Annotated in this window: 18 protein-coding genes and 1 tRNA gene; 12 read left to right on the forward strand and 7 right to left on the reverse strand. The window is 46.7% G+C overall.

Annotated elements, in window-relative coordinates; genetic code table 11:
- Window positions 1-147 precede the first annotated feature (147 nt).
- The 3 genes from ABNS04_RS03560 to ABNS04_RS03570 all read left to right on the forward strand — a co-directional run bounded on the left by ABNS04_RS03560 (window position 148) and on the right by ABNS04_RS03570 (window position 6,617).
- Complete coding sequence (locus ABNS04_RS03560) at window positions 148-4,992, forward strand: NAD-glutamate dehydrogenase (protein WP_272978834.1); 4,845 nt, start codon at window positions 148-150, stop codon at window positions 4,990-4,992.
- Window positions 4,992-5,999: a quinone-dependent dihydroorotate dehydrogenase gene (gene pyrD, locus ABNS04_RS03565; protein WP_348671187.1), complete on the forward strand. Its 1,008-nt coding sequence runs from the start codon at window positions 4,992-4,994 to the stop codon at window positions 5,997-5,999. Before ABNS04_RS03560 ends, pyrD begins: the two co-directional genes overlap by 1 nt.
- Before the next feature lie 69 nt (window positions 6,000-6,068).
- Window positions 6,069-6,617, forward strand: coding sequence for a cell division protein ZapC domain-containing protein (locus tag ABNS04_RS03570; RefSeq protein ID WP_006955796.1), 549 nt, complete (start codon window positions 6,069-6,071; stop codon window positions 6,615-6,617).
- Window positions 6,618-6,726: 109 nt separating this feature from the next.
- Here the strand turns inward: ABNS04_RS03570 and ABNS04_RS03575 are convergent.
- A tRNA-Met gene (locus ABNS04_RS03575) sits at window positions 6,727-6,803 on the reverse strand.
- A gap of 181 nt (window positions 6,804-6,984) precedes the next feature.
- Between ABNS04_RS03575 and rlmKL the strand changes: the two genes are divergently transcribed.
- The 5 genes from rlmKL (at window position 6,985) to rmf (ending at window position 13,356) form a co-directional block, all read left to right on the forward strand.
- The gene (rlmKL, locus tag ABNS04_RS03580; RefSeq protein WP_286682216.1) at window positions 6,985-9,114 is read left to right on the forward strand and encodes a bifunctional 23S rRNA (guanine(2069)-N(7))-methyltransferase RlmK/23S rRNA (guanine(2445)-N(2))-methyltransferase RlmL; all 2,130 of its coding nucleotides are present in this window, start codon (window positions 6,985-6,987) and stop codon (window positions 9,112-9,114) included.
- An 8-nt stretch (window positions 9,115-9,122) separates the two neighbouring features.
- Complete coding sequence (locus tag ABNS04_RS03585) at window positions 9,123-9,353, forward strand: glutaredoxin family protein (protein WP_006955793.1); 231 nt, start codon at window positions 9,123-9,125, stop codon at window positions 9,351-9,353.
- Window positions 9,350-11,272 carry an ABC transporter ATP-binding protein gene (locus ABNS04_RS03590; protein ID WP_006955792.1) on the forward strand — a complete coding sequence of 641 codons (1,923 nt, stop codon included), beginning with the start codon at window positions 9,350-9,352 and terminating at the stop codon, window positions 11,270-11,272. Before ABNS04_RS03585 ends, ABNS04_RS03590 begins: the two co-directional genes overlap by 4 nt.
- A 5-nt stretch (window positions 11,273-11,277) precedes the next feature.
- On the forward strand, window positions 11,278-13,002 hold the full coding sequence (locus ABNS04_RS03595) for a DUF3466 family protein (RefSeq protein ID WP_006955791.1): 1,725 nt from the start codon (window positions 11,278-11,280) through the stop codon (window positions 13,000-13,002).
- 177 nt (window positions 13,003-13,179) lie between these two features.
- The gene (rmf, locus tag ABNS04_RS03600; RefSeq protein ID WP_006955790.1) at window positions 13,180-13,356 is read left to right on the forward strand and encodes a ribosome modulation factor; all 177 of its coding nucleotides are present in this window, start codon (window positions 13,180-13,182) and stop codon (window positions 13,354-13,356) included.
- Window positions 13,357-13,427: 71 nt separating this feature from the next.
- On the opposite strand, the gene fabA is transcribed toward rmf, so the two are convergent.
- The 3 genes from fabA to ABNS04_RS03615 all read right to left on the reverse strand — a co-directional run bounded on the left by fabA (window position 13,428) and on the right by ABNS04_RS03615 (window position 17,260).
- Window positions 13,428-13,940 carry a 3-hydroxyacyl-[acyl-carrier-protein] dehydratase FabA gene (gene fabA, locus ABNS04_RS03605; protein ID WP_272977596.1) on the reverse strand — a complete coding sequence of 171 codons (513 nt, stop codon included), beginning with the start codon at window positions 13,938-13,940 and terminating at the stop codon, window positions 13,428-13,430.
- Window positions 13,941-14,037: 97 nt separating this feature from the next.
- Window positions 14,038-15,951: a Lon protease family protein gene (locus ABNS04_RS03610; protein WP_348671188.1), complete on the reverse strand. Its 1,914-nt coding sequence runs from the start codon at window positions 15,949-15,951 to the stop codon at window positions 14,038-14,040.
- Window positions 15,952-16,345: 394 nt separating this feature from the next.
- Entirely contained in the window at window positions 16,346-17,260 is a 915-nt protein-coding gene (locus ABNS04_RS03615) for a LysR family transcriptional regulator (protein WP_272977598.1), read from the reverse strand.
- A gap of 99 nt (window positions 17,261-17,359) precedes the next feature.
- On the opposite strand from ABNS04_RS03615, the gene ABNS04_RS03620 reads away from it, so the two are divergent.
- The gene (locus tag ABNS04_RS03620; protein ID WP_006955751.1) at window positions 17,360-17,923 is read left to right on the forward strand and encodes an FMN-dependent NADH-azoreductase; all 564 of its coding nucleotides are present in this window, start codon (window positions 17,360-17,362) and stop codon (window positions 17,921-17,923) included.
- A gap of 2 nt (window positions 17,924-17,925) precedes the next feature.
- Here ABNS04_RS03620 and ABNS04_RS03625 read toward each other — a convergent pair whose 3' ends face one another.
- On the reverse strand, window positions 17,926-18,117 hold the full coding sequence (locus ABNS04_RS03625; RefSeq protein ID WP_071462751.1) for a CPXCG motif-containing cysteine-rich protein: 192 nt from the start codon (window positions 18,115-18,117) through the stop codon (window positions 17,926-17,928).
- An 89-nt stretch (window positions 18,118-18,206) separates the two neighbouring features.
- On the opposite strand from ABNS04_RS03625, the gene ABNS04_RS03630 reads away from it, so the two are divergent.
- Entirely contained in the window at window positions 18,207-19,280 is a 1,074-nt protein-coding gene (locus tag ABNS04_RS03630) for an efflux RND transporter periplasmic adaptor subunit (protein ID WP_272977599.1), read from the forward strand.
- Complete coding sequence (locus ABNS04_RS03635; RefSeq protein WP_272977600.1) at window positions 19,273-20,133, forward strand: efflux RND transporter permease subunit; 861 nt, start codon at window positions 19,273-19,275, stop codon at window positions 20,131-20,133. The genes ABNS04_RS03630 and ABNS04_RS03635 overlap by 8 nt, the downstream gene beginning before the upstream one ends.
- 189 nt (window positions 20,134-20,322) lie before the next feature.
- On the opposite strand, the gene ABNS04_RS03640 is transcribed toward ABNS04_RS03635, so the two are convergent.
- The gene (locus tag ABNS04_RS03640) at window positions 20,323-21,252 is read right to left on the reverse strand and encodes a DUF1259 domain-containing protein (protein WP_199495194.1); all 930 of its coding nucleotides are present in this window, start codon (window positions 21,250-21,252) and stop codon (window positions 20,323-20,325) included.
- A 110-nt stretch (window positions 21,253-21,362) separates the two neighbouring features.
- Window positions 21,363-22,385 (reverse strand): DNA-binding protein, encoded by a 1,023-nt coding sequence (locus ABNS04_RS03645; RefSeq protein WP_199495193.1) that lies wholly within the window; start codon window positions 22,383-22,385, stop codon window positions 21,363-21,365.
- Between the two features lie 244 nt (window positions 22,386-22,629).
- On the opposite strand from ABNS04_RS03645, the gene ABNS04_RS03650 reads away from it, so the two are divergent.
- Window positions 22,630-23,874 carry a site-specific integrase gene (locus tag ABNS04_RS03650; protein ID WP_348671189.1) on the forward strand — a complete coding sequence of 415 codons (1,245 nt, stop codon included), beginning with the start codon at window positions 22,630-22,632 and terminating at the stop codon, window positions 23,872-23,874.
- Window positions 23,875-23,990 lie beyond the last annotated feature (116 nt).

Below are 23,990 nucleotides of genomic sequence, written 5' to 3' on the forward strand. Positions count from 1 at the left end.
ACTCATTTATTGCACGAATATGCGTTGAAAGCCTGCCTTAAATGTCCGACAATAACATCAATCATAGGTAGATTATCAGGCCGTGGGCCGCTTTGTGGCTTGCCTACGACGTTTCATCAAAAAAATAATCTCAAGGACTCTGCAATTATGTCGTTGGTTGATGGTCAATCCCCAGTACTTTTAGAAAAAGTAGTCGAACTTATTCAAAAGAAAGTTGCTTCAAGCCAAGCACCGCTTGTGCAAGATTTCGCGAAACGTCTTTATCGTAATATTTCCTCAGATGATTTGAGTCACCGTAATGACAGTGATATGTACGGTGCTGTGCTGGGTTTATGGCACAGCTTTAATGAATATAAACCCGGCGATAAAGCACTGATTAAAGTATATAACCCAGACGTGCCGAATGATGGCTGGGAATCACCGCACACGATTATTGAAATTATTCAGAGTGACATGCCGTTTATGGTGGACTCAGTCCGCATGGCTTTATCACGCTTGGGTATCACGAGCCACTTATTGTTGCACATGCCTATTAGCCATAAGCGTGATAAAGATAATCAGGTCACTGATTTATTACGCCCGGGTACTCGTGATGATAATTTTGTCGATACCGCATTCTTAATTGAGGTCGACCGCCAGAGCACCAAGGACGAATTAAAAGCGCTGAAGAAAGAATTGAGCTCTGTCATGGAAGAGATCAGCTTGGCGGTCTCCGATTGGCAGCCGATGGTGACCAAGCTCTCTGAAGTCGCAGAAGAAGTGACTGCCGATTATTATCCAGGCTCGAAGGAAGAAAAACAAAATATCCAAGCGTTTTTACGCTGGTTGGCGGATGATAACTTTACCATTACAGGCTATCGCTCTTATGACTTAAAGCCTGTTAAAGGCGATTACGAACTCAGCCAAACCGAAGATAGCAGTTTGGGCCTAATGCGTAATTCGGTCAGTGAAAAAGGTCGTTTAATTTCAAGCTTGCCAGAGGATGCGCGTGAAATTACACAGGACGATCGCATTCTGTTACTCACGAAAACCAATTCAAAATCACGTGTTCATCGCCCAGCGCATTGCGACTACATTGGTGTCAAACGCTTTAATAAAGAAGGCGAGGTCATTGGTGAGCATCGCTTTATTGGTCTTTACGCGTCGAACTTCTACAACAATAGCGCGCGTGATATTCCACTGGTTTCGCAGAAGCTCAAGCGCGTGATTGAAGCGTCTGGTTTTGCTCCACAATCGCATGCAGCAAAAGCATTAGTTAATATTTTAGAGACCTATCCGCGTGATGAAGTCGTGCAAGCAGAGGATGATGACCTACTGCAAGTTGGTTTGGGCGTTTTGCAGATGCAAGAACGGGATATGACTCGGATTTTCTTGCGTCGCGATATTTTTGGTCGCTTTATGACATGCATGGTGTATGTACCTAAAGAGCGTTACAACACTCTATTACGTGAACGCACTCAGCGCATTTTAAAACAAACCTTGCGTACTCAACACGACGTTGACTTTACCACTTATTTCTCCGAATCAAATCTCGCACGAACGCATTACACCGTGCGCCTAGAAGACGACCAGCAGGACGTAAATGTGAAGGAATTGGAACAGAATCTTATTGAGGCCGCTCGCACTTGGGAAGATAACTTTGAGCGTATTTTAAACTCAACCTTTGGTGAGGCGCGCTCAACACGTTTGAATAAACGTTATGGTCAAGCGTTCCCGCGTGCTTATAAAGAGGATGTGCTGCCTTCTGTTGCGATTTCAGATATCAACCAGCTTGAGTCCCTTGACGATGAACATAAGCTCGGCATGGTGCTTTATCGCGCTCAGGAAGAGAAAGACGACAGCAAATACTTGCGTCTCAAGCTTTTCCATAAAGATCAACCCATCCACTTATCAGACGTGCTGCCGATGCTCGAAAACTTTGGCCTGCGTGTGATTGGCGAGAGCCCTTATCCCGTTAAAGCGGCAGACGGCAATGTATTTTGGATTTTAGATTTTCATATGATCCATACCGGTGGGGCGCTCGATTTAGAAACCAGTCGCGAACTATTCCAAGATGCGTTTGCAAAAGTTTGGAAAGGTGAACTTGAAGATGATGGCTTTAACCGGCTCGTACTTGGTGCCGGTATGACGGGTCGCCAAGTCACTATTTTACGTATGTTTGCGAAGTACATGCGTCAGATTGGTACGACCTTCAGTCAAAGCTATATTGAAAGCACGTTTAGCAAGTACCCGCTACTCGCTAAACTCGTCATTAAGATGTTCTACACGCGTTTTGAGCCCGGCACTAAAGGTGTTGAGAAGAAACTGGACGCGTTACATACGCGCATCAATACCGAATTAGATAGCGTCGCTAACTTGGACGACGATCGTATTATCCGTCGCTATGTTGAATTAATTGACGCCGCTTTACGTACAAACTTCTTCCAGAAGAATGAAAAAGGCAATGATAAACCTTACATCTCAGTTAAGTTCTTACCTGAACTGGTACCTGAGATGCCGTTGCCGTTGCCTAAGTTCGAAATCTTTGTCTACTCGCCGCGGGTAGAGGGTGTCCATTTACGGGGTGGTAAAGTGGCTCGTGGTGGCCTGCGTTGGTCGGACCGTCGTGAAGACTTCCGTACTGAAATTTTAGGCCTGGTGAAAGCACAACAAGTTAAGAACACCGTTATTGTACCTGTGGGTGCAAAAGGTGGTTTCTACTGTAAACACCTGCCCGAAGACCGTGAAGGTATGATTGCAGAAGGACAGGCGTGTTATAAAACGTTTATTCGTGCGTTATTAGATATCACCGACAATATCGTCGAGGGTGAAATCGTACCACCTGTTGACGTTGTTCGTCAGGACGAAGACGACCCTTACTTGGTTGTCGCAGCTGATAAAGGCACAGCGACGTTCTCAGATATCGCTAACGGTATTTCTGCTGAATATAACTTTTGGCTGGGCGACGCCTTTGCTTCCGGCGGTTCAGTTGGCTACGACCATAAGAAAATGGGTATCACCGCTCGTGGTGCTTGGGAGTCGGTTAAACGCCACTTCCGTGAAATGGGCATTGATTGCCAAACCACTGACTTTACCTGTGTTGCGATTGGCGACATGGCGGGGGATGTGTTTGGTAACGGCATGTTGCTATCTAAACATACTCGCCTACAAGCTGCGTTCAACCACATGCATATTTTTATCGACCCAGAACCAGACGCAGCCAGCTCTTGGAAAGAGCGTGATCGCTTATTTAAATTGCCGCGCTCAAGCTGGGAAGATTACAACAAAGAGTTGATTTCTAAAGGTGGCGGTATCTTTAGTCGTAGTGCTAAAGCAATAGAGCTGTCGCCAGAAATGAAGAAGATGCTGGGCTCCCAGAAGAAATCAATGACACCTAACGAGCTCATTCGTGCGTGTCTAACCATGGACGTTGATCTTATTTGGAACGGCGGTATCGGTACTTACATCAAAGGTAAGGATGAAACCGATTCTGATGTGGGTGACCGAGCCAATGACGCACTGCGCGTTAATGGTGCAGAATTGAAAGCCAAAGTGATCGGCGAGGGCGGTAACTTAGGTTTAACTCAGTTGGGTCGTATTGAATTTGCTCAGCGCGGCGGTCGTATTAATACCGACTTCGTTGATAATGTTGGCGGCGTGGACTGTTCAGATAATGAAGTCAACATCAAAATCTTGCTGAATGGTTTAGTCAATAACGGTGACCTCACGAAGAAACAACGCGATAAGTTATTGTACGACATGACTGATGAAGTGGCAGAAATCGTTCTTGACGATTGTAATCGTCAAACACAATCGCTCTCGATTACTGCGCTTCGAGGTAGTGACCAAATCAAAGAATTGCAACGCTTTATTCACCAGTTAGAACGTGACGGTGCATTAAATCGTTCGCTGGAGTTCTTACCTTCAGACGACGAGCTGGCGGAACGCCAAGCCCAGAATAAAGGTTTGACACGTCCAGAACTATCGGTTTTAACAGCCTATGGCAAAATGGTGCTTAAGGAGCAGTTAATCACCGATGAAATCACTGAAGATCCGTTCCATGGCAAAGCATTGTTCCGTTCGTTCCCTAAACCGTTGCAAAAACAGTTTGCTGATTCGATGGCTTCACACCCGTTGAAGGGACAGATTATCGCGACTAAGTTAGCTAATACGATCGTCAATGATATGGGTCCTAACTTCGTGTTTCGTAAACAAGAAGCCACCGGAGCGACCATCGCTGAAGTTGCATCGTCATTTGTAGTGGCTCGCGAGTGTTTCCGCGTTGAGGAACTTTGGGATGCCATTGAAGCGTTGAACAATAAAGTGCCGGCTGAAACACAGAACGATATTCTGTTCCAGGTTCGCCGTATGGTGCGTCGAGCTACACGTTGGTTCTTGCGTCACCGCAACACTAAATTAAATGGTATTCAAGAGCACATTGACTTTTACATGCCCGCTTTTGATGACTTGCGTAAAAACTGTCTAAGTTATATGAACGAAGATGAAGCGGCTGTGATTCAAAAAACGATCGACCGCTATATTGAGCAAGGACTTCCGAAAGAGTTGGCTCAAGAAGTGGCGAGCTTGAGTACCGTATTTTCGGCAATGGACATTGCCGAAATTGCTGACGAAACCGAACAGTCGTATCAGACCGTTGGCAACATGTACTTCTATTTAGGTGCTCGTCTGAATCTACATTGGTTCCTCAATCAAATTAATAATCAACCGGTTGCTAACCACTGGCAAGCGCTGGCACGTGCCGCATTCCGAGAAGAACTGGATTGGCAGCAACGTGCGTTGACCTTAGTTGTATTGAAATCGGCCTCAGAGATAGGTGAGCCGTTGCAAATGTTGGATGATTGGATGGACCAAAACGAATCCTTGCTGCAACGTTGGCAGTCAATGTTATCGGACTTCCGCACCACGAAGAGCCACGAGTTTGCTAAGTTCTCAGTTGCATTGCGTGAACTCATGTTGTTGAGCCACAACTGTGCGCCTAAGGTTGCGGGCTAGTGTATAACCTGGTCAGAAAATGGCTGTTTAACCAAGATGCCGAGCGTTCTCACGACTGGACGCTCGGTATGCTTCGGCGGTTTGCTAATACGCCATTGTCACTCGCGTGGCGTCAACGTCTGCCGGCCAAGCCTGTGACCGTGATGGGGATCGAGTTTCCGAATCCTGTCGGTCTTGCAGCGGGTCTCGATAAAAATGCGCGTTGCATGACTGCATTTGGACAGATGGGCTTCGGTTTTATTGAAGTGGGTACGGTGACGCCGAAACCACAGCCAGGCAACGAAAAGCCAAGACTGTTTCGGTTGGTTGATGATGAGGCCATTATTAACCGCATGGGTTTTAATAATGACGGTGTCGAGGCGTTGGTTGAACAGGTCAAGCGACGTACTTATAAAGGTGTGCTGGGCATTAATATTGGTAAAAACAAAGTCACTGAAGAGCAAGATGCTTTACAAGACTACGTTGCCTGCCTAACTCAGGTTTATCGTTATGCCGATTACGTGACCATCAATATTTCTTCGCCAAATACACCGGGCTTACGCAATTTTCAGCACGGCGATGCTTTAAATGGTTTGCTAGCAGGCTTAAAAGCTGAGCAGAAAAAACTAGCAAAAGTGCATAGCAAGTATGTACCGCTTGTTGTTAAAGTCGCACCTGATCTGAGCCCAGAAGAAGTGCGTATGATGGCTGAGGCGTTTAACGAGCAGGGCATCGATGGTGTTATTGCAACGAATACAACGCTTTCGCGTGATGGTGTTTCGCATAGCAAACTAGCGGATGAAGCGGGTGGCTTGAGCGGCAAACCAGTGCGTGATCGCAGTACCTGTATTATTCGGCTGTTACGTTCAGCGTTGGACTCGTCAATTCCTATTATCGGAGTAGGCGGCATCGATTCTGCAGGCGCCGCGAAAGAAAAGCTTGAGGCGGGCGCATCGTTAGTGCAGGTTTACACCGGTTTTATTTACAAAGGACCTAGGCTTGTAAAGGACATTGTCAATAACTTGTAAAACTAGGTGACTTTGGGTAATCTATTTGCCAAATTTATAACAACATTCATAATAATAAAGGTGTGCAAGTTGGAAATTAATCAACACATGTGTTGGCTATACGACGATAAAGCTCAGCCACTGTCAATTCAGGCGGGGGATGGCGCACCTTTCCGTTTGCCTTATAAAGGCAAACAACTCGTGAATGTCGATTTTTGCTCTGCGCCTTTTAATGTTGAAGATTTGACTCTCTTACAGAATTTTGTCGATGTATTAGAAGGTTACTCAACAGATGACTTAGGTACGAGTGTCGAAGAGGCATCGTTGTGCGCAGCGGCATTTGTTCGTTTTGGGTGTCCGCAAATGCCTCAAAGTTGGCATTTTCAAAAGTCGAACATTGAAGAATGGGCGCCCGAACGTCATATCTGTGAATTGAATAGCGGTTTTGATGACGGTTTATTCTTGATAATCGACCGTGATGATGAATTTGCTTCATGTCTATTGTTGTCAGGTGATATGAAATTGTCACCGATTAAAACGATTAAACAGTATCACGTCATCAAAGTGCTTCATAATCGGTTGCTTCCCTCGACCCTAGAAATGCGTCAAACAATGCTATCTAGCCAACAGCTCGCATAAATTACTGCGCGTGAAGTCAATTGAGTGCTTTCGATAGTGTGCCGAGAATACTTTTATGGAAGATGTGATCTTGGTAACAGCTAGAAATGCTTAATGAAGGCATCGGAGTTGGTTGCGGGGGCAGGATTTGAACCTACGACCTTCGGGTTATGAGCCCGACGAGCTACCAGACTGCTCCACCCCGCGTCCGATGTGGGGTGCATAATATACATGTCCCACCGCTTGCGCAAGCGCTTTTTAATAAAATACAGTTCAAATGCATAAAAAACACACATACCGAACAACCTTTGTTCAGTTTACAGTGTTTTAAAGACACATTGATTGAGAAACGCTATAATCGCGGCCAAATTACTGAATGGAATAAACTATGTTGCGTTTATTTGTATCGTGCGCAAAAGGCATGGAACAATTATTAGAGAATGAGTTGCAGGGGCTAGGTGCCAAATCAATTACTGTGACTCAGGCGGGGTGCTATGTCGATGCAGACTTAAAGCTTGCGTACACCATTGCTCTATGGTCGCGTTTAGCTAGTCGTGTGCTCGTCGAGTTAGGCCGCGCTGAAACACTCAACGCAGAACAGATTCAGCAGGCGATTAGTGTCTTCGATTGGACACAGGTCATGCGTGATACACATAGCTTTGTCGTTGACTTTCATGGCACCAATGATGAGATACGCAACACGCAGTTTGGTGCCCAGGTCGTTAAGGACGGTATTATTGACTTTTTTCGGGGTCGTAACGCACAGCGCCCGAATGTCGATAAACAGGTTCCTGATATTCGAGTAAACGCGCGTTATCACAAGAATGAACTTATCTGGTCTTTAGATTTCTCTGGAGGTGGGCTGCATCAGCGAGGTTATCGCAAACAACAAGGTGAAGCGCCACTACGAGAAACACTGGCAGCCGCGGTGCTCATACGTGCTGGAATTCATCAACAATTAGAACACGATGAACCTGTTATCCTTGACCCGTTCTGTGGTTCGGGCACATTGGTGATTGAAGCGGCCATGATAGCGGCCGACCAAGCGCCGGGCCTAAACCGTCGCGACTGGGGCTTCCTGCGATGGGTAGGGCATGACCGCAGTATTTGGCACAGTGTGCTTGAAGACGCTGAAAAGCGCTTTAAGGAAGGTCGCAACACGATGACTGCGCGTTTTTATGCCAGTGATATGAATCCCAAACTCATCGGTATTGCGAAAGAAAATGCGGCCCGCTGTCAGCTTGGTCAATTTATTCAATTTGATACATCCGATGTGCTTGATATGCAGGCCCCTGCTGATCAAGGTCTTCTGATTGCAAACCCGCCTTATGGTGAACGCCTCGGTGAAGAAGTCGAAACACTATTACTATACCGCCGTTTGGGCCGTCGATTAAAACAGTCTTTCTTAGGCTGGCAAATAGCACTTCTTGCTGGCGACGAGACATTATTAAAACGTCTAAAACTGCGTAGTCATAAAAAATATGCGTTTATGAATGGTCCGATCGCCACCACATTGGCGCTATTTGACCTAACTAAAGAGCAAGTTGAGTTTACAGAAAGTCAATCTGAAGATTTGTCTAACAGGCTTAAAAAGAATTATTCAAAACTTAGCAGGTGGGCGCGTAAAGAAGGGCTCGAAGCATGGCGTGTTTATGATGCCGACTTACCGGAATATAATGCGGCGATTGATATCTATGGCGATCACTTAGTAATACAAGAGTATGCGCCCCCCAAAACTATTCCTGATGGGGTTGCAACCGATCGTCTTTGGCACTTAGTGGAAATGGTTGCTGAGACTTTGCCGTTTGATTCAAGCCACATTGTATTAAAGGTGCGTAAACGGCAGAAAGGGCAAGAGCAATACGAGCGTCGCAATCGTCAGAAACAAGATAGCGTTATTTTCAACGTGCAGGAATATGGCGCCGAGTTTGAGGTTAATCTGACCGACTATCTCGACACTGGCTTATTCCTCGATCATCGCTTGGTTCGCAAAGAGCTGTTTGATAAGTGCGAAGATCTCGATGTTCTGAACCTATTTAGTTACACCTGTACCGCTTCAGTGCAAGCGGCGTTGGGCGGTGCGCATTCGGTCACGTCGGTAGATATGTCGAAAACGTACCTTGCTTGGGGTGAGCGTAATTTTCATTTGAATGGGTTGCGTGGTCGTCAATACGAGTTTATTCAAGCCGATTGTTTTACTTGGATGCGTGATCAACGCGACGACAGACGTTACGACGTCATTTTTATCGATCCCCCCACATTTAGTAACTCAAAACGCATGACGGGTACGCTGGACATTCAGCGCGATCATGTTGGCTTAATTAAAACGGCTGGACGACTGCTGAACGAGGGCGGCGTGATCTTATTCTCTAACAACCGCAAGAAGTTTAAAATTGATGAAGCGGGTTTAGAGAAGGCGGGTTATTCGGTAAATAACCAAACTGAGGCCTCTATCCCTGAAGATTTTAAACGTCATAAAGGGATTCATCACTACTTCATTATTAGTAAAGAGTACTAGGTGGAAATGTGTTTTATTTATTAACTAAGCCACATTGTCCTCTGTGTAAAGAGGCGTTACTGCTGCTCAATCAAATAGATTTAGATGAGTCGATTGAATTGAGTGTTGTCGATATTTGTTCGGATGAAAGATTGCAAAAAGAATATGGTTGGCTCGTTCCGGTGTTAGTTGATGCCAATGATAACGAGCTGCGTTGGCCTTTTGATGCTCAAAAGGCAAAGGAGTTTATTGAATCATGAGTTTGATACGCGTTCAGGATGCACAGCTGGCTTTTGGCGCTGATGCAATTCTGGATCATGCTGAGTTTATTTTAGAGGCCGGTGAGCGAGTCTGTTTGGTCGGACGCAATGGCGCGGGTAAGTCGACGCTTCTTAAGGTCATCGATCAAGAAATTCACTTAGACGATGGTCAAGTTCAGTATGTGGGAGATACGATAGTCACCCGGTTGCCTCAAGACCCGCCCGCGCAACTCGAAATGTCGGTTTATGATTATGTGGCTCAGGCGTTAGCCGATGTGGGCGAGAAATTAAACGAGTTTCATCGTTTATCAAATATGATTGCAGACGATCCGAGTGATGAAATGATGAAAGCGCTCGATAGTCTGCAAACACAGATCGATGCTAAGAATGGCTGGCAATTTGCGACTCGTATCGAGCAGGTTTTAACGCGCTTAAGTCTGCCTGCCGACGTATCGATGTCGCAATTATCGGGCGGCTGGTTGCGTCGTGTTGCACTCGCGCGTGCGCTCGTCGTTGATCCCGATGTGTTGCTACTTGACGAGCCGACTAACCATCTGGATGTCGAAATGGTGCAGTGGTTAGAAGAGCAATTACTGCAATTTAACGGTGCGATTTTATTTATTAGTCACGACCGTGCCTTTATTCGTAAACTTGCGACACGAATCGTTGATTTGGATCGCGGCGCTTTAACTTCATTTCCAGGTAACTATGACAGCTATGTCACGAAAAAGCAGGAGTTGCTAGAAGTTGAGCAATCACAAAACGCTGAGTTTGATAAAAAGCTCGCGGCAGAAGAAACCTGGATTCGCCAAGGAATTAAAGCACGTAGAACTCGTAATGAGGGACGCGTTCGGGCTCTACAGCAATTGCGTAAGGAGCGTGCGCAACGACGTGAGTTGCAAGGTAATGCCAAGATGCAGGTCAATCAAGCGCAGCGGTCTGGCAAGCGCGTGTTTGAGGGCGAACATGTTGAACTGAGCTTTGATAAACCGATCATTCGTGATCTTGACTTACTGCTACAGCGCGGCGATAAAGTGGCGCTTGTGGGACCTAACGGTTGTGGTAAGAGTACGCTGATTAAAGTTATTTTGGGCGAACAAGCCGTTGATGCGGGAAATATTAAGCTCGGTACAAATCTGGAAGTCGCGTACTTTGATCAGCACCGCTCCCAACTTGATCCTGAAAAGTCGGTGATGGACAACGTGGGCGATGGCAAGCAGGACATTGTGTTTCAAGGTCGTCCACGTCATATTCTCAGTTATTTGCAAGACTTCTTATTTAGTCCCAAACAATCAAGGACTCCGGTACGCGCCTTATCTGGTGGTGAACGCAACCGTGCCTTGCTGGCTAAAATATTGCTAAAACCAAGCAATATTTTAGTACTCGATGAGCCGACTAATGATCTTGATATAGAGACCTTAGAGTTACTCGAACAGATTATTGCGGATTACGAAGGCACTGTCTTATTAGTAAGTCACGACCGTGAATTCGTGGATAATACGGCGACCTCCGTTTTGTTATTTGAGGGTGAAGGTCAGATCACCGAGATTTTCGGGGGATTCTCTGAAATTGAGCATTATCTCGCTCGTAAAAGTTTGCCCAATGATGGAACAAAATCAGCGTCTAAAGAGTCAGAGAAGCCGTCTTCAGAACAAAGTAATAACAAGGGTTCAGTAACAAAGCAGAAAAAGTTATCCTACAAGTTACAACGTGAACTCGATGAGTTGCCTGCAGCAATAGAAAAGATAGAAAGTGACATCGAAACCTTGCAGCAACAAATGAACGAACCGGAGTTTTTCTCTCAACCCATTGATATCACGCAGCCCGTGATGGAGCAAGCGGGCGCTCTAGAGGAGCAGTTAATGAGCTACTTAGAGCGTTGGGAAGAACTCGAAAATTTATCAAAACAGAGTAGTTAATCGTGATGAAACCATTTTCTAAGCATTTATTGGTAGCGAGTGTATTAGCAGGTTGCAGTGTTACGGCAAGCGCGGATACGTTCTCAATTGAAGAAATTGCAACGGCGGATAACTTTCGTAATAGCTTTCCGCGTGACTTAAACGAGCAAGGATTCATCGTTGGTGTCTCAAGTTTTCAGACCAATGTTGACATCGATTTAAGCCAATTAACTGCGACGCAGCTTGCGGCTTTGGGTATTACAGATATTGAAGAGGTGACTGAATTGACGCCTGCTCAATATGATTACATCGTCAACGCGTTGGCCGCTAACGTAAACAATAACTTTCTGCAAAAGTCGATTGCGCCGTATCAAGCGTTTATGTATGACGGTGTGACCCAGTCAGTGTCTTTCTTTGATCAACCTGATGATGTCTCCACAATAACGCACTTAAACAGTATCAACGCTGCGAATACCGCTGTGGGGATGGGGTACGGTGCTTATAAACCGGTCGAGTTCACGTATAAAAATGCGGATGATGAAGATGTCACGCGCACATACTATGTGCGAGATTTTATTTCTCGAGGTGTTTGGTATCAAGATGGCCAGACGACCACCATCGCGCCACCTGACCAATCTGTATTGGGTGGCGAGAGCGCATTGATGGACGTAAATGATAGCGGACTAGCTGCAGGCTATGCCAGTATTGGTCTAAGCCCTGGCGCGACCACGACTATCGACAACTGTACACCTGCCGAAGATAGCGATGCGATACAAACACGACCGTTGGAAGTGTGTGCCTCTGAGCTGTGGATAGACTTGCACAACGCTACAGCGAATAACATTGCGCCGATTTTATTCTACAGTCGTTCAAATTACGCCTCACGGCGTTCGATTTACGATATTCGTGGTTTTTTGTGGCAGTTAGATGCAAACGGTGAAGTGATTTCATCCACTGAACTAGGCACGCTTGCGGAGCGCCGCGAAGACGATCAATCTGACTTCTCAAGCTACGCGTTTGCTGTCAACAATAATGGTATCGCTGTTGGTCAGAGTTTCACTTATCACCCTAGTCGTGGTCCCATTCGCATGCCAGCCATTTTTATTGATGGCGAAGCTATTCCAGTCACTGAGAGTGATGAATATTATTGGGGCTCTGCGAATGCGATAAACGACAACAATCGTGTTGTCGGCTATTTAACTTCAACACGCGCCGCAAATTTGAGAAACACAGGCTTTTACTATGACGTGGATAGCGCCACGCTCGAAACGTTACCGGGTTTCTTTGAGGGGTCGTCAACGGTGCCCAGTGATATTAATAATAATGGCGTAGTGGTCGGTACAGGAGAGATCGAGCCTTCGCTATCGTCATCGCGTCGCCGGGTTGGGTTCGTGTACGATACAGCTGCCGAAAACGCTGAGTTCATTAACCTTAACGATGCCATTGCGTGTGACAGCCCGTACTTTATAGTCGACGCACGCGCGATTACAGACTCTGGCGAGGTCGTCGCTTCGGCACTTAAAACTGAAGAGTACGTTGATGGTGAAGGGAACACTCAAACCCGCCAGGTTTCAGTTACTATCAAGATGGATCCGATCGAAGGTGAGTTGAACAACTGTCGTGAAGAAGAGAATAAAGTAGAGCGTAGTGGCGCTAGTTTTGGCGGCTTCCCGCTAGCGGGATTATCGCTACTCGGTTTCTTTATTACACTTTCGCGCCGTCGTCAGCTAAAAAATATCAAAAAATCATAACGAAAATATCATAAAAAAGTAACACAGTTTCAACTTGTTAAGTTTTTTCAAGTAGGCTGTGTTACTTTTTCACATTGAACTATCCTGGTTTCGCGTTATCAATTATAGGGAGGGCATTAGTTAATGCGCTCTTTTGATAATCACAACCGAATAAGAAAGTGAAAAAGGGGTAGTTTTATGAAAAGACAGAAGCGTGATCGCTTTGAAAGAGCCCACACTCAAGGCTTTAAAGCCGGATTATCAGGACGCTCGAAGGATCAGTGTCCGTATCAAACCCAAGACGACTTCAGGTCTCAATGGTTAGGCGGTTGGCGAGATGCCATGGAGGCTAGGGGGACCGGCTTGTTCCGCTAAATGTCTCAGCAAATTAATATACAAACGCCGGCAAGTAGCCGGCGTTTTTTTATTGCACTTGGTACATCGTTTTAGAATGTACTGGTATCGGTAAATAAACCAACCTTTAAGTCTTTAGCGGTATAGATAGGGCGGCCGTCAACTTCGACTACGCCATCACCCACACCCATGAAAAGTTTGCGCTTGATGACACGTTTCATGTCGATCTTATAGGTGACTTTGCTATGGTGCGGCAAGATTTGACCCGTGAATTTGACTTCACCCACACCAAGCGCACGTCCACGACCGGGGCCACCTGACCAACCTAGATAAAACCCAACTAATTGCCACATAGCGTCTAGGCCTAAACAACCTGGCATCACAGGGTCACCCTTAAAGTGACAGTCAAAAAACCACAAATCAGGATTAATATCTAATTCTGCATGAATAAACCCTTTGTCATGCGCGCCACCTTTCTCGGTAATGTTCACGATGCGATCCATCATCAACATGTTAGGGGCGGGTAAGCGACTGTTACCTGGGCCAAATAATTCGCCTTCACTGCATGCAATCAGATCTTCGCGAGAAAAACTCGATTGATTCATAACGACCTTTTATGTTGTATACCACTGAAATCAGATTGCAGTTTAGCGTACAGCTGTACGCTAAACAACTCCGATTAGTGGAAGTGGGTGCTCTGAATCAACTAAACCAGCGTTGCCACCATGAACGATTCTCCGATTCTTGTTCATGATGTGCGTTTAGTTTGACTTGCCGATATAAGTCTTTCACAGGCATATCACATAAATATGACAACGCCTCATCAACGTGGTCAACGGTATGGATATGAAACTGACCTTGTTCGACCGCTTGGACTATGTCGGGTCTCAACACTAATTGCTTTTGGTTCGACTTGGGGATTAATACACGATGATTGCCATCTAAGCCACGCAACGCGCATAAATCAAAAAAGCCTTCGATTTTCTCATTAACACCGCCAATCGCTTGCACCTGACCAAACTGGTCAATAGCGCCGGTTAGCGCAACTGATTGCTTGAAGGGGACATCAGCAAGCGCACTGATTAAGCAACAGAGCTCACCTAAGGAGGCGCTATCACCGTCGACCTCATGATAAGACTGTTCAAATACCACCGTAGCAGAAACCGACATGGGTTCATGACGGGCAAAATGATGTGCTAAATAAGCGCTCAAAATCATCACACCTTTTGTGTGAATGTTACCCGAGAGCTCCGATTTGCGTTCGATATCGATAATATCGCCATCGCCATAATGGATGGTTGCCGTGATCCGCGATGGCTCGCCGAACTCCACGCCAGCGACACTGACGACCGTTAAACCGTTCACCTGACCCACGACTTCACCCGCAGTATCGATACGGACTTCGTTATTTAGAATACTGCGCCGACTCACTTCTTCTATATAACCACCGCGCTCACGTTGCTGTTTCACGGCACTACGTATGCTGTCACTGTCTATTTGTGTCTTTTCCTCGTGTGAGGCAACGGCATTCGCTTGTTTAAGCAATTGAAGGAGGGCGATGGCATCTAAGCTCAGTTCATGTTGATGCTCAGCCCAGCGCGACAACTCCGTTAGCACAGCGGCGTATGCGTCTTCGGTTAATGGCAATACGTCGGCAACATCCCATACATAGTCGAGGAATTTAAAATATTCTGAAACGGGCTGCTGTGTTGTGTCGTAACGCGACTGAAAGTCCGCTAAAAACGGGAATAGATCGCTGAAGTCGTCGTCATAGTCAGTGAGCGTCGCATAACTGCTGCGGCTTCCCACCAAGATAATTTTTATATCGATAGGTACCGGCTCTGGACGATAAAAATAAGCGGCTCCCGCTTCCATGGTGGGCTGCGGCCACTCAAAATAGCCACTCTTAAGCACTTCTTTTAAGCGCTTGTACATTGCCGGTTGGTCCAACAAAGCATCAATATCGATGGCTAGCACACCGCCATTGGCTTTTAGAATCCAACCGGGCTCTAAAAGATGAAGATCTGAACGCACAGTGCCACCAATGGACTGTACACCCATTTGGCCGAATAACTGCGATTCTGATACCCGATCACAATAATAATAAGGAGCAGGGTGCTCATGTCCGACAATCACTGTCGCAAATTGGTCGGACGCAAAATCATCAAAGGTTTTTTGTTTAACACGTTGGATATAGTCGCGCAGAGCGCGCGTATCGAACGACGTAACGAGTTCTTCAAGAAGGTCATCACGCTGGTCGAGCGGTTGCTGCAAGATGTGTTGTAACGCACCAATTACCGCAAACGCGTTACCCGATGGCACATTGACACACAGCGGGCGCAACGCATCGTCCGGGTCAGCTAAATACAGCCAATCAAACCAACGACTGTGTTGCCATGTGGTCGTCGCAAAACACTCATCAAACACTTCTCTATGATTAAAGCCACGAGGGACGATCGCAAAACAGTGACCGTAAGCACCCGTTTGCCGTAAAGCGGCCGCTAAACCGTTTAAGGCACGCTGTTGACCGACAAGCAATAGTGAACTGCATTCTTTCGGCCGTTGCGATAACCATGTGTGTGTTTGAGGAGTTAGTTGCGAAGCGCTCAGCTGCATATAAATCGAGTTCCTTATCCTATGGCCAGCTTAGATATGACCACAACAATCTTAGATGAAATTAATCGACCGATGTTAGCACAGGTTGGCTTTAGCTGTTAGTTAATAGCACGACGATATTGCTAAAGCTCGTACGCAAAATCTGCGATACATAACAGCCAAAACTGGACAAAATTTCACGTAGCAGCGCCTGAATAAACAGGCGCATTTTAGAGTCGAAATCCTTAAATCGACTACGGCAAAGGCCGAGCGAGTGAAGCCGCTTATCGACCGCCCCAAACTACCATATTAATGATTGCGTATAATGTATATTATGTTAAATCGTAGGTATATCAGCATATGAGCAAGGTGAAGTCCTCACATTTTTACGTGAGCGCTGCCCTGTGTATGGTTGTTAGTAATTAAATAACTCGGCGCGTTTGGGTAAGTTTTCGGTGAGATAATCTATCAACACGCGTACCGCTGGCAGTAATCCACGTCGGTGTGGATACGTGAGATGCATAATGCCCACAGGCAATGTCCATTCGGGTAACACTTGCATTAATTGTTGGTTTTGTACGGCTTCATTACATAAGTAAGTTGGTAAAGCGGTCACACCTTGTGCCTTGATAGCCGATTCACGCAAAACAATCATATCGTCGGTAATAAGGCGTGGCTCAAATTTAATGGTTTGCTGCTCGCCTTTTTCGTGGGTCAATAAATAACGGTACTGACCGCTGGTGTAATGTAAAGACAAATGATTCAGTGCTAATAAGTCGCTAGGCTCGTTTATTGGGTGTTGTTCTAGTAATGCCGGTGCGGCAAATAATGTCAGTGGCGATTCGCTCAATGGACGTGCAATTAAACTCGAGTCCTCAATATTTGGACGTACCCGTAACGCAACATCGATGCCTTCATCAATTAAGTTAATCGGGCGATTAGTTACTACTAAATTAATGTTTATTTCTGGATACAGTGTCATAAACTCGGGCAATACATCCACAAGTAAACTTTGGCTTAATGCATAAGGCGCACTGAAATTAACTCGACCGCGTGGCTTTTCTAATAAGCGCTGGGTAACTTGCTGTGCACTTTCTGCGGCTTCGACCAGTTGCTGGCAATGTAATAAAAAAGCTTCGCCTACATCGGTGAGCCGCACCCCCGACTGAGACCGGTTAAACAAACGCATGCCCTGCTCTGTTTCGAGCTGTTGTAATCGCCGGCTCACCGTGGCTTTGGGCAAGCTTAACGCCCGAGCCGCAGATGAAATACTGCCAGCCTCAACCACTTTGGCGAATAAATAATAGTTAGTGATATCCGGAAGCGCCATAGAGTGTACCAATTATGGAACGAGAGTTCTCATTTTAGACATCTTTTTAATTTTATGGAACACCATACAATAGCAGTATCAAATAATTGGAGGTGGTTTATGAACATTTTACACGTAGATTCTGGTATTTTCGTCGAGCAATCAGTCAGCCGTAAGCTCAGCGCTGATGTTGTAGCGCAGTTAAAAGCAAGCAATCAGAACGCACGCGTCACCCATGTTGACCTTATTCAAGCCCCGCTTGGTCATCTAACAGCAGAAGAGTTGTTGGCTGAAGAAAAACCGCATTTCGATAAGTACGTAAGCCAGTTACAAGAAGCTGATGTACTCGTGATTGGTGCACCGATGTACAACTTTACTATTCCGTCTCAGTTGAAAGCATGGATTGACCGTGTTTTACAAGCTGGTGTGACTTTCCAGTATACCGAGCAAGGTCCTGAAGGGCTGCTTAAGGGCAAAAAAGCAATTATCGCCTCAGGCCGTGGCGGTGTGTATTCAACAGGCGATTTAACTGCACTTGATCATCAAGAAAGCTACCTTAAACATGCCCTCGCATTTATTGGCATCACGGATGTCGAGGTCGTACGTGCTGAAGGCATGAACATGGGTGATGAAGCACGCGAACAAGGTTTTAAAAACGCAGCCGAGCAAATCGAACAGTTATAAGCTCATTCGTCATCGCGGCGCGCAATCAGTTGCGCGTCGTCCCCTATTTGTAAGATCTCTAATTCTATCGGCTGACAGCAAATCTGGCAGTCGACGATTTGGCGTGTGCCTAAATCATTAATCCAATCTAACTCGAGTTCATTAATGGCCATACAATATGGGCATTCAAACGTTCTTGCTTCAGCTAAACTCATCGCTACACTCCAGTACACGGCAATGATTAAAATCCAACCGCGTTGTTTTTCGCGTATACAAGTAAACTCAATAACGACCGCAGGCTGTTATGAAACCCTATACTTTACTGTTTGCATCGCTAGTTGCTATGCCTTCATTGACTGTAGCACAAGATACGCAAGTGACCGTTGATAAGGCTCACTTTCGTGCGCCGATGAAGGAAGTGCGTGTACCTTCGGTTGTAAATACCATAGAACAAAGCCAGCTGAGCTTTGCTGTGGAAGGCCTACTTAAAGCCCACAACGTTGACGTGGGCGCCAAAGTAGTTCAGGGCGAAACTATCGCGGAACTCGATAAACAACAAAGCGAAGCACAGTTGACAGAGTTGAGCGCGCAGGTGCGCGCAAGTCAAGCGACGTTGGATAATCAACAACAACAGTTTGATGAACTGAACGCACTCACCGCGAGTCAATCCGTGGCAAAAAGTGAACTTAGACGCGCTCGTGCCGCGCTCAATATGGCACGCGCTGAATTAGAAAGCCGTAAGGCGGCGTTGCAGCGTGCACAAGTTGAACTTGATTTTCATTCGTTAAAAGCGCCCTTTGATGGCGTTGTATCGGCGCGCTATATCGATCTAGGTGAATGGGTAACGCCTGGCTCCTCGGCGTTTGAGCTAACGCGTTTGGATAAGCTATACATTGATGCCTTCTTACCTTTTCGTTACTTACCGTATGTTGATAAAACGACCGATGTAACCGTGGTTCGCAAAGATCTTTTCGGTGATATTCAGCAATATGACGCGTCCATTTCGGATATTGTGCCGACGACGACAAACAGTGAACGCGCTTTTAGAGTACGCATCAGTGAATTCACGGCCGATAGGCTCTATGTGGGTATGCCCGTTGATGTTCAATTTGAAGTAAAGCTGTCAGAGCCAAGCACGGTAATAAATAAGGATGCGCTGATACGCTACAGTGACGGACGGACATCGATTTGGCTGGTTGAGAGCGAAGGTAATCAAACGCTCGCAAAGCAGCAGTTTGTTAACGTGACCTACCGTTTTGGCGACTTTATAGCCATTGAAGAACGTTTACCTGAAACTACGCAGATTATTGTGCGTGGAAATGAATCGTTGAATGATGGGGATAAAGTAACCATCGTATCGGGTGATCAATATGATTGAATGGCTCATCCGACATAAGCACACGACCATAGTTGCAGTCCTGATCCTTTGTCTGCTTGGTATCACGGCAGCGTTTCGCATTCCAGTCCAGATGATCCCCGATCTTGAAGTCAGAACCATCAGTGTTCAGACACAGTGGCCAGGAGCAACACCGCAAGATATTGAAAAGGAAATTCTCATCGAGCAGGAAGAGTTTTTAAGAACGATTCCGAACTTACAGCGCATGGAAAGCACGGCGAGTACAGGGCAAGCAACCATCGAATTGGACTTTCCGTACTCCATTAACGTTGCCGAAACATTAATACTGGTTAACAATGCGTTAACTCAAGTGCCAAATTATCCAGAAAATGTCGATGAACCTAAGATTTTTGCCGCCTCATTCTCGAGTAATGCGTTCATGTACTTCCGAGTGGCGCCTGTTGAGGGAAATCCTCAGCAACTGGACATGATAATGATGCGGGATTACATCGAAGACAATGTAAGACCGCGCATGTCGTCCGTTGCCGGCGTCTCTCAAGTTGAGGTAAGCGGCGGTGCTGAGCGACAAGTAAGAATCCAGCTTGATGATGCAGCATTGGTTCAACACAACGTTTCAGTCGCTGATGTTCAGCGCGTGTTACGCGCTCGGAATCAGGACACCTCTGCCGGCGATTTAGAGCAAGGTAAACGGCTATACCTGCTTCGCACAACGGGGCGTTACGATGCATTAGAGGATATCGGCGATACTATTATTCGTCGTGATGGCCAGCAATTAGTGAGGGTCGGCCGGGATTCGTGTAAAATTCGCCAAAGAGAAGTTAACTTTTTGAAAATAATGCCTATTTATAAATTCAATAAACGTTATTTTTATTAAAAGCTGGTTAGTTCGTGTTGAAATAACTCAAGAAATCGACGTGTTCCGGAACGATTGCCTGCCCAAAAATCACTGAAAATATCTGTTATTACCCCGCATAGAACCTTCTTTCATTGAGGTTAATACCTTAAAGGGGAGATAAATTATAAGTTTATCTCCCTTTAGGCAATTTCAGTCACACCCCAGTGCTTATTCGCTTTGTTTAGCGATGGATTTCTGTGCTTTTAACGCTGAGCGTATTCCTTGCGCCAGTTTTTCGGGATCTCCTTTGCCCCAATAATGTAAAAAGTAATAAGGAGGAGTTTCACCAACCATATGGTTGTGCAACGCAACAATATGAATATTGGCCTCGCGTAATGCATGCATCACAGCTTGGACTTCGTCAGCGGTCATAGCGAAATCTCCGTCAACAACCGCATGCTCTTTATTGCCAGAGAAAGCTGCCCAGGTTGACAAACCCATTGGCGCACCAAATTCAGTACCATGCATCGTCGCGGAACGTTCAAACGTGAACTTGAGTACTTCGCCGTTGAGACTGCCCTCGGCTCCCAAAATACCTTCAAGTGCCTCAGTTTTGTACTCCCCGGTAATATCAGGAACACTGCCTGGGAAGCGATCTACTGGTTTGGCGTGTTGTTTACGAACTTCCTTAATAGCATCCCACATCGCTTTTACGCCTTCGGCAAGCTTTGCAAGGTTTTTTCCGTGGCCACCTATGTGCATAAAGTAAACAGAAGGGCTATCAAACACAAAGTGGTTGTGGAGTGCTGTGATTTCTAGGTCGTGTGCGAAAGCTGCGTCCATCGCAGGCGTGATTTCATCTTCGAAGACCACGGTATCGCCCATCAGCATAAAACCGCCGTTAGGCATTTCTTTAAAGCCAGCCCAACTTCCCAACCCGGCCGGAGTAGGAAGCTTTAGGCCGTCAACCATGACAGGCACATCGTCGCGCTGCCATCCCACGCGCACAACACCATTCGCTTTTACCGTTGCAGGTGTGTCGACGATGTCACTGATAATATCAGCACTGTCACCGCCGGGTGAGCTTGCAAAAACGACAGGTGCATACAAAAATAATGCGCAGGCAATCAAGAGCATTTTGGGTGAGAGAATATTCATAACCATCTCCATTGATGTCAGGAGTGTTTGATAGTACGCGTGATTATGACGTATATCAACGAGTCGGAGTCAAGTCCGAGTAGAGAACTATCTCACGACCGGTACTCGAATTAAGACTCTCCGTGTGGGGAGAAGGTTTTAAGTTGCCCGGAAGTAAACCAGTGCTCAATCATTTCTTTTTGTGTTGCAATCACCGCGTTCAGTTGCACTGATTCATGCTCTAACGCCTGTTTTTCCTGCGTAAGCTCCGTGAGCGATGTTTGTAAGCGCTCCTGTTTGTCTTGGGCACCTTGTAATTCGCTCGTTACGCTTACAAACCGGTTGTCCAGTCGATCGTACTGTTGTTTTAACTCGGATAGCTGAGCGTCCGTGCTTCGACTTTCCTGGTATACGGCGTCGTAGTGTCTTTTAAGCTCCGTCAATTGGGTTTCCAATTGGGTATTGCGTTGCGTCAGCTCTGAATAACTGTGCTGCCGTGCGGTCAATGCCTGCTCCAGCTCGTTGATCTCACTTTGCAGCCCCTGAACGTCGCGCTCGTAGCGCCGCTGCTCGTGCTCTCGTTGCTCACGGACCGAATCACGATAATGATTTAACGCTTCCCGGGCTTGTGTGTGTTTTTCTTCCAGTGACGCAATACGCTCATCTTTTTCAGACAGGCGTTGTTTCTGTGAGGACAGATCGGACTGGAGCCGCTCATTATCTACCTCCAGCCGGTGGTTTGTCTCCTGAAGTTGCTGTTGTTGCTGCTCGGCTTGTTTCAACGTTTGCAGCAGCTCTTCAACATGCGCTTGTGTGGCCAATAACTCCTGGCTTTGTTGCTCAAATCGCTCCTGCCACGCCGTCACCTGCTCGCTATGCCGCTCTTCTTGGGCTTCCAGCGTCTGATGTGCCTCAGCTTTGAGACGACCGGAGAGTTGGTTGACCAACGCGATGAGCTCGTCACTTAAAGACTCTGAAAGTGCCGTTTTGTCGTCTTCGGTTTCCAGCTCTTTTAAGTAACGGTGAATGGTGGTCTTTGAGCCGGTATTCCCGAGCTCGATACGAACGGCATCAATGGAAATTGACTCTCCTCGTGCGAGTAACGCATTGCGCGCCTGCTCGACCGCCTTTTTGGTTATACCGCCTCTGGCCATTCTGTCCTCCTGATGATTTCATACTGTGGTATGTAATATGTATTTACATATTAAACTATATTTCAAATTTGTCTAATTTAAACTGTTTTTAATATTAGATAATCTGAAATTATGATGGGTTAGACTGTTTCTTATTGATTTATCGGCTATTCTGGTACGTAATAAACGAGAATAAGCGACTGAGCAGTACAGAGCACCGATGGTCAAACTGAGCCGTCAACTGTACTGAGCGAATGAGGACGCCATGAGTAATTTGGATCGCTATCTGCACGCTGCAACCCGGGAGAATACCCGGCGCAGTTATCAGTCGGCCATAGAGCACTTCGAGGCGCACTGGGGTGGTCGGCTGCCGGCGACGAGCGACCAAATCGCCCGATATCTGTCGGATCATGCCGGTGTGTTGGCGCACAATACGCTGAAGTTACGGCTGGCCGCGCTGGGACAATGGCATCAGTCTCAGGGATTTGTCGATCCCACCAAGTCGCCGTTGGTTCGTAAGGTGTTAAAAGGGATCCGCGAATTGCATCCGGCTCGTGTTAAGCAGGCTCGGCCCATGCAACTCGAAGCCCTGGAGCAAACCTGTGATTGGTTAGATCGTTGTCGCCAGGCAGTGTCGACCATCAATGCCACCTCTCTTCGGGCCAGCCGGGATAAAGCGCTGCTGCTCATTGGATTTTGGCGAGGTTTCCGCAGTGATGAGATCGTCCGATTACGTATAGAGAACATTGATTTGGCGCCGGGTGAAGGCTTGTCGATCTACTTACCCCGCAGTAAATCCGACAGAAACAATCAGGGTCAGGCCTATCGTACGCCAGCGTTGTCGAAGCTCTGCCCGGTTCAGGCCTATCAGGATTGGTTAAACGATGCAGAGATCACCGAAGGCCCTGTTTTTCGAGGGATCAATCGATGGGGGCAAATGGCTTCGCTGCCCATGAGTCCGGCAAGTGTCTTGCCGCTATTGCGACAACGCCTGAAAGAAGCGGGTGTGTTAGAGGCCGAGCAGTACAGCAGCCATTCTCTGCGACGCGGATTTGCCAACTGGGCGACCCAGCAAGGTTGGTCGCTGAATGAGTTGATGGAGTATGTCGGGTGGCGTGATATTCAGTCAGCCGTGCGGTATTTGGAGGCCTCTACTCCCTTTGAAACCATGCCATCCAATGCTGAAATTGTGCACCAGAATATGAGACTGACCGAAGCCACTCCCATTGTACTTACAGTTGAACTGCGCTTATTAAAACTTGATCACAAAACACGAGCAGAGCGAACCGTTCAAAAACGTCTCGAGCGGTTCGGCTTAAAGGCCTTCAGTGAGAACGTGGAACAGATAGAGCCGCATGGTTATCGACTACAGTTGGCACCCGGGCATCAATCGGGGCTCGATACGGTGGTCAACGAGCTACTGGATCGGCTGCATAGCATTGCCAGTGACGAGCGTTATTATCTGGAAGCGATGATCCGCGAGCCGGAAACGCAGCGCCAATGGGAATAACACAATGACAGGCGATACCGTTCCATGACACAACGACAGCAAACCGCATATCCGAAGCTGGAGGCGCACTTTACCTACGCCATCTTATCGACCCGGTATCACCCGACGGAAAATGA

The sequence above is a fragment of the uncultured Idiomarina sp. genome, assembly GCF_964010655.1.
Classification (GTDB): Bacteria; Pseudomonadota; Gammaproteobacteria; order Enterobacterales; family Alteromonadaceae; genus Idiomarina; species Idiomarina baltica.

Bases quoted from the DNA above. Each gene is read 5' to 3' on its own strand.
- ABNS04_RS03650 (WP_348671189.1), top strand. From the start codon at position 22,630: ATGAGTAATTTGGATCGCTATCTGCACGCTGCAACCCGGGAGAATACC.
- ABNS04_RS03640 (WP_199495194.1), bottom strand. From the start codon at position 21,252: ATGAATATTCTCTCACCCAAAATGCTCTTGATTGCCTGCGCATTATTT.
- ABNS04_RS03610 (WP_348671188.1), bottom strand. From the start codon at position 15,951: ATGCAGCTGAGCGCTTCGCAACTAACTCCTCAAACACACACATGGTTA.
- ABNS04_RS03560 (WP_272978834.1), top strand. From the start codon at position 148: ATGTCGTTGGTTGATGGTCAATCCCCAGTACTTTTAGAAAAAGTAGTC.
- ABNS04_RS03620 (WP_006955751.1), top strand. From the start codon at position 17,360: ATGAACATTTTACACGTAGATTCTGGTATTTTCGTCGAGCAATCAGTC.
- ABNS04_RS03645 (WP_199495193.1), bottom strand. From the start codon at position 22,385: ATGGCCAGAGGCGGTATAACCAAAAAGGCGGTCGAGCAGGCGCGCAAT.
- rlmKL (WP_286682216.1), top strand. From the start codon at position 6,985: ATGTTGCGTTTATTTGTATCGTGCGCAAAAGGCATGGAACAATTATTA.
- ABNS04_RS03635 (WP_272977600.1), top strand. From the start codon at position 19,273: ATGATTGAATGGCTCATCCGACATAAGCACACGACCATAGTTGCAGTC.
- fabA (WP_272977596.1), bottom strand. From the start codon at position 13,940: ATGAATCAATCGAGTTTTTCTCGCGAAGATCTGATTGCATGCAGTGAA.
- ABNS04_RS03615 (WP_272977598.1), bottom strand. From the start codon at position 17,260: ATGGCGCTTCCGGATATCACTAACTATTATTTATTCGCCAAAGTGGTT.
- ABNS04_RS03590 (WP_006955792.1), top strand. From the start codon at position 9,350: ATGAGTTTGATACGCGTTCAGGATGCACAGCTGGCTTTTGGCGCTGAT.
- ABNS04_RS03625 (WP_071462751.1), bottom strand. From the start codon at position 18,117: ATGAGTTTAGCTGAAGCAAGAACGTTTGAATGCCCATATTGTATGGCC.
- ABNS04_RS03595 (WP_006955791.1), top strand. From the start codon at position 11,278: ATGAAACCATTTTCTAAGCATTTATTGGTAGCGAGTGTATTAGCAGGT.
- ABNS04_RS03630 (WP_272977599.1), top strand. From the start codon at position 18,207: ATGAAACCCTATACTTTACTGTTTGCATCGCTAGTTGCTATGCCTTCA.
- rmf (WP_006955790.1), top strand. From the start codon at position 13,180: ATGAAAAGACAGAAGCGTGATCGCTTTGAAAGAGCCCACACTCAAGGC.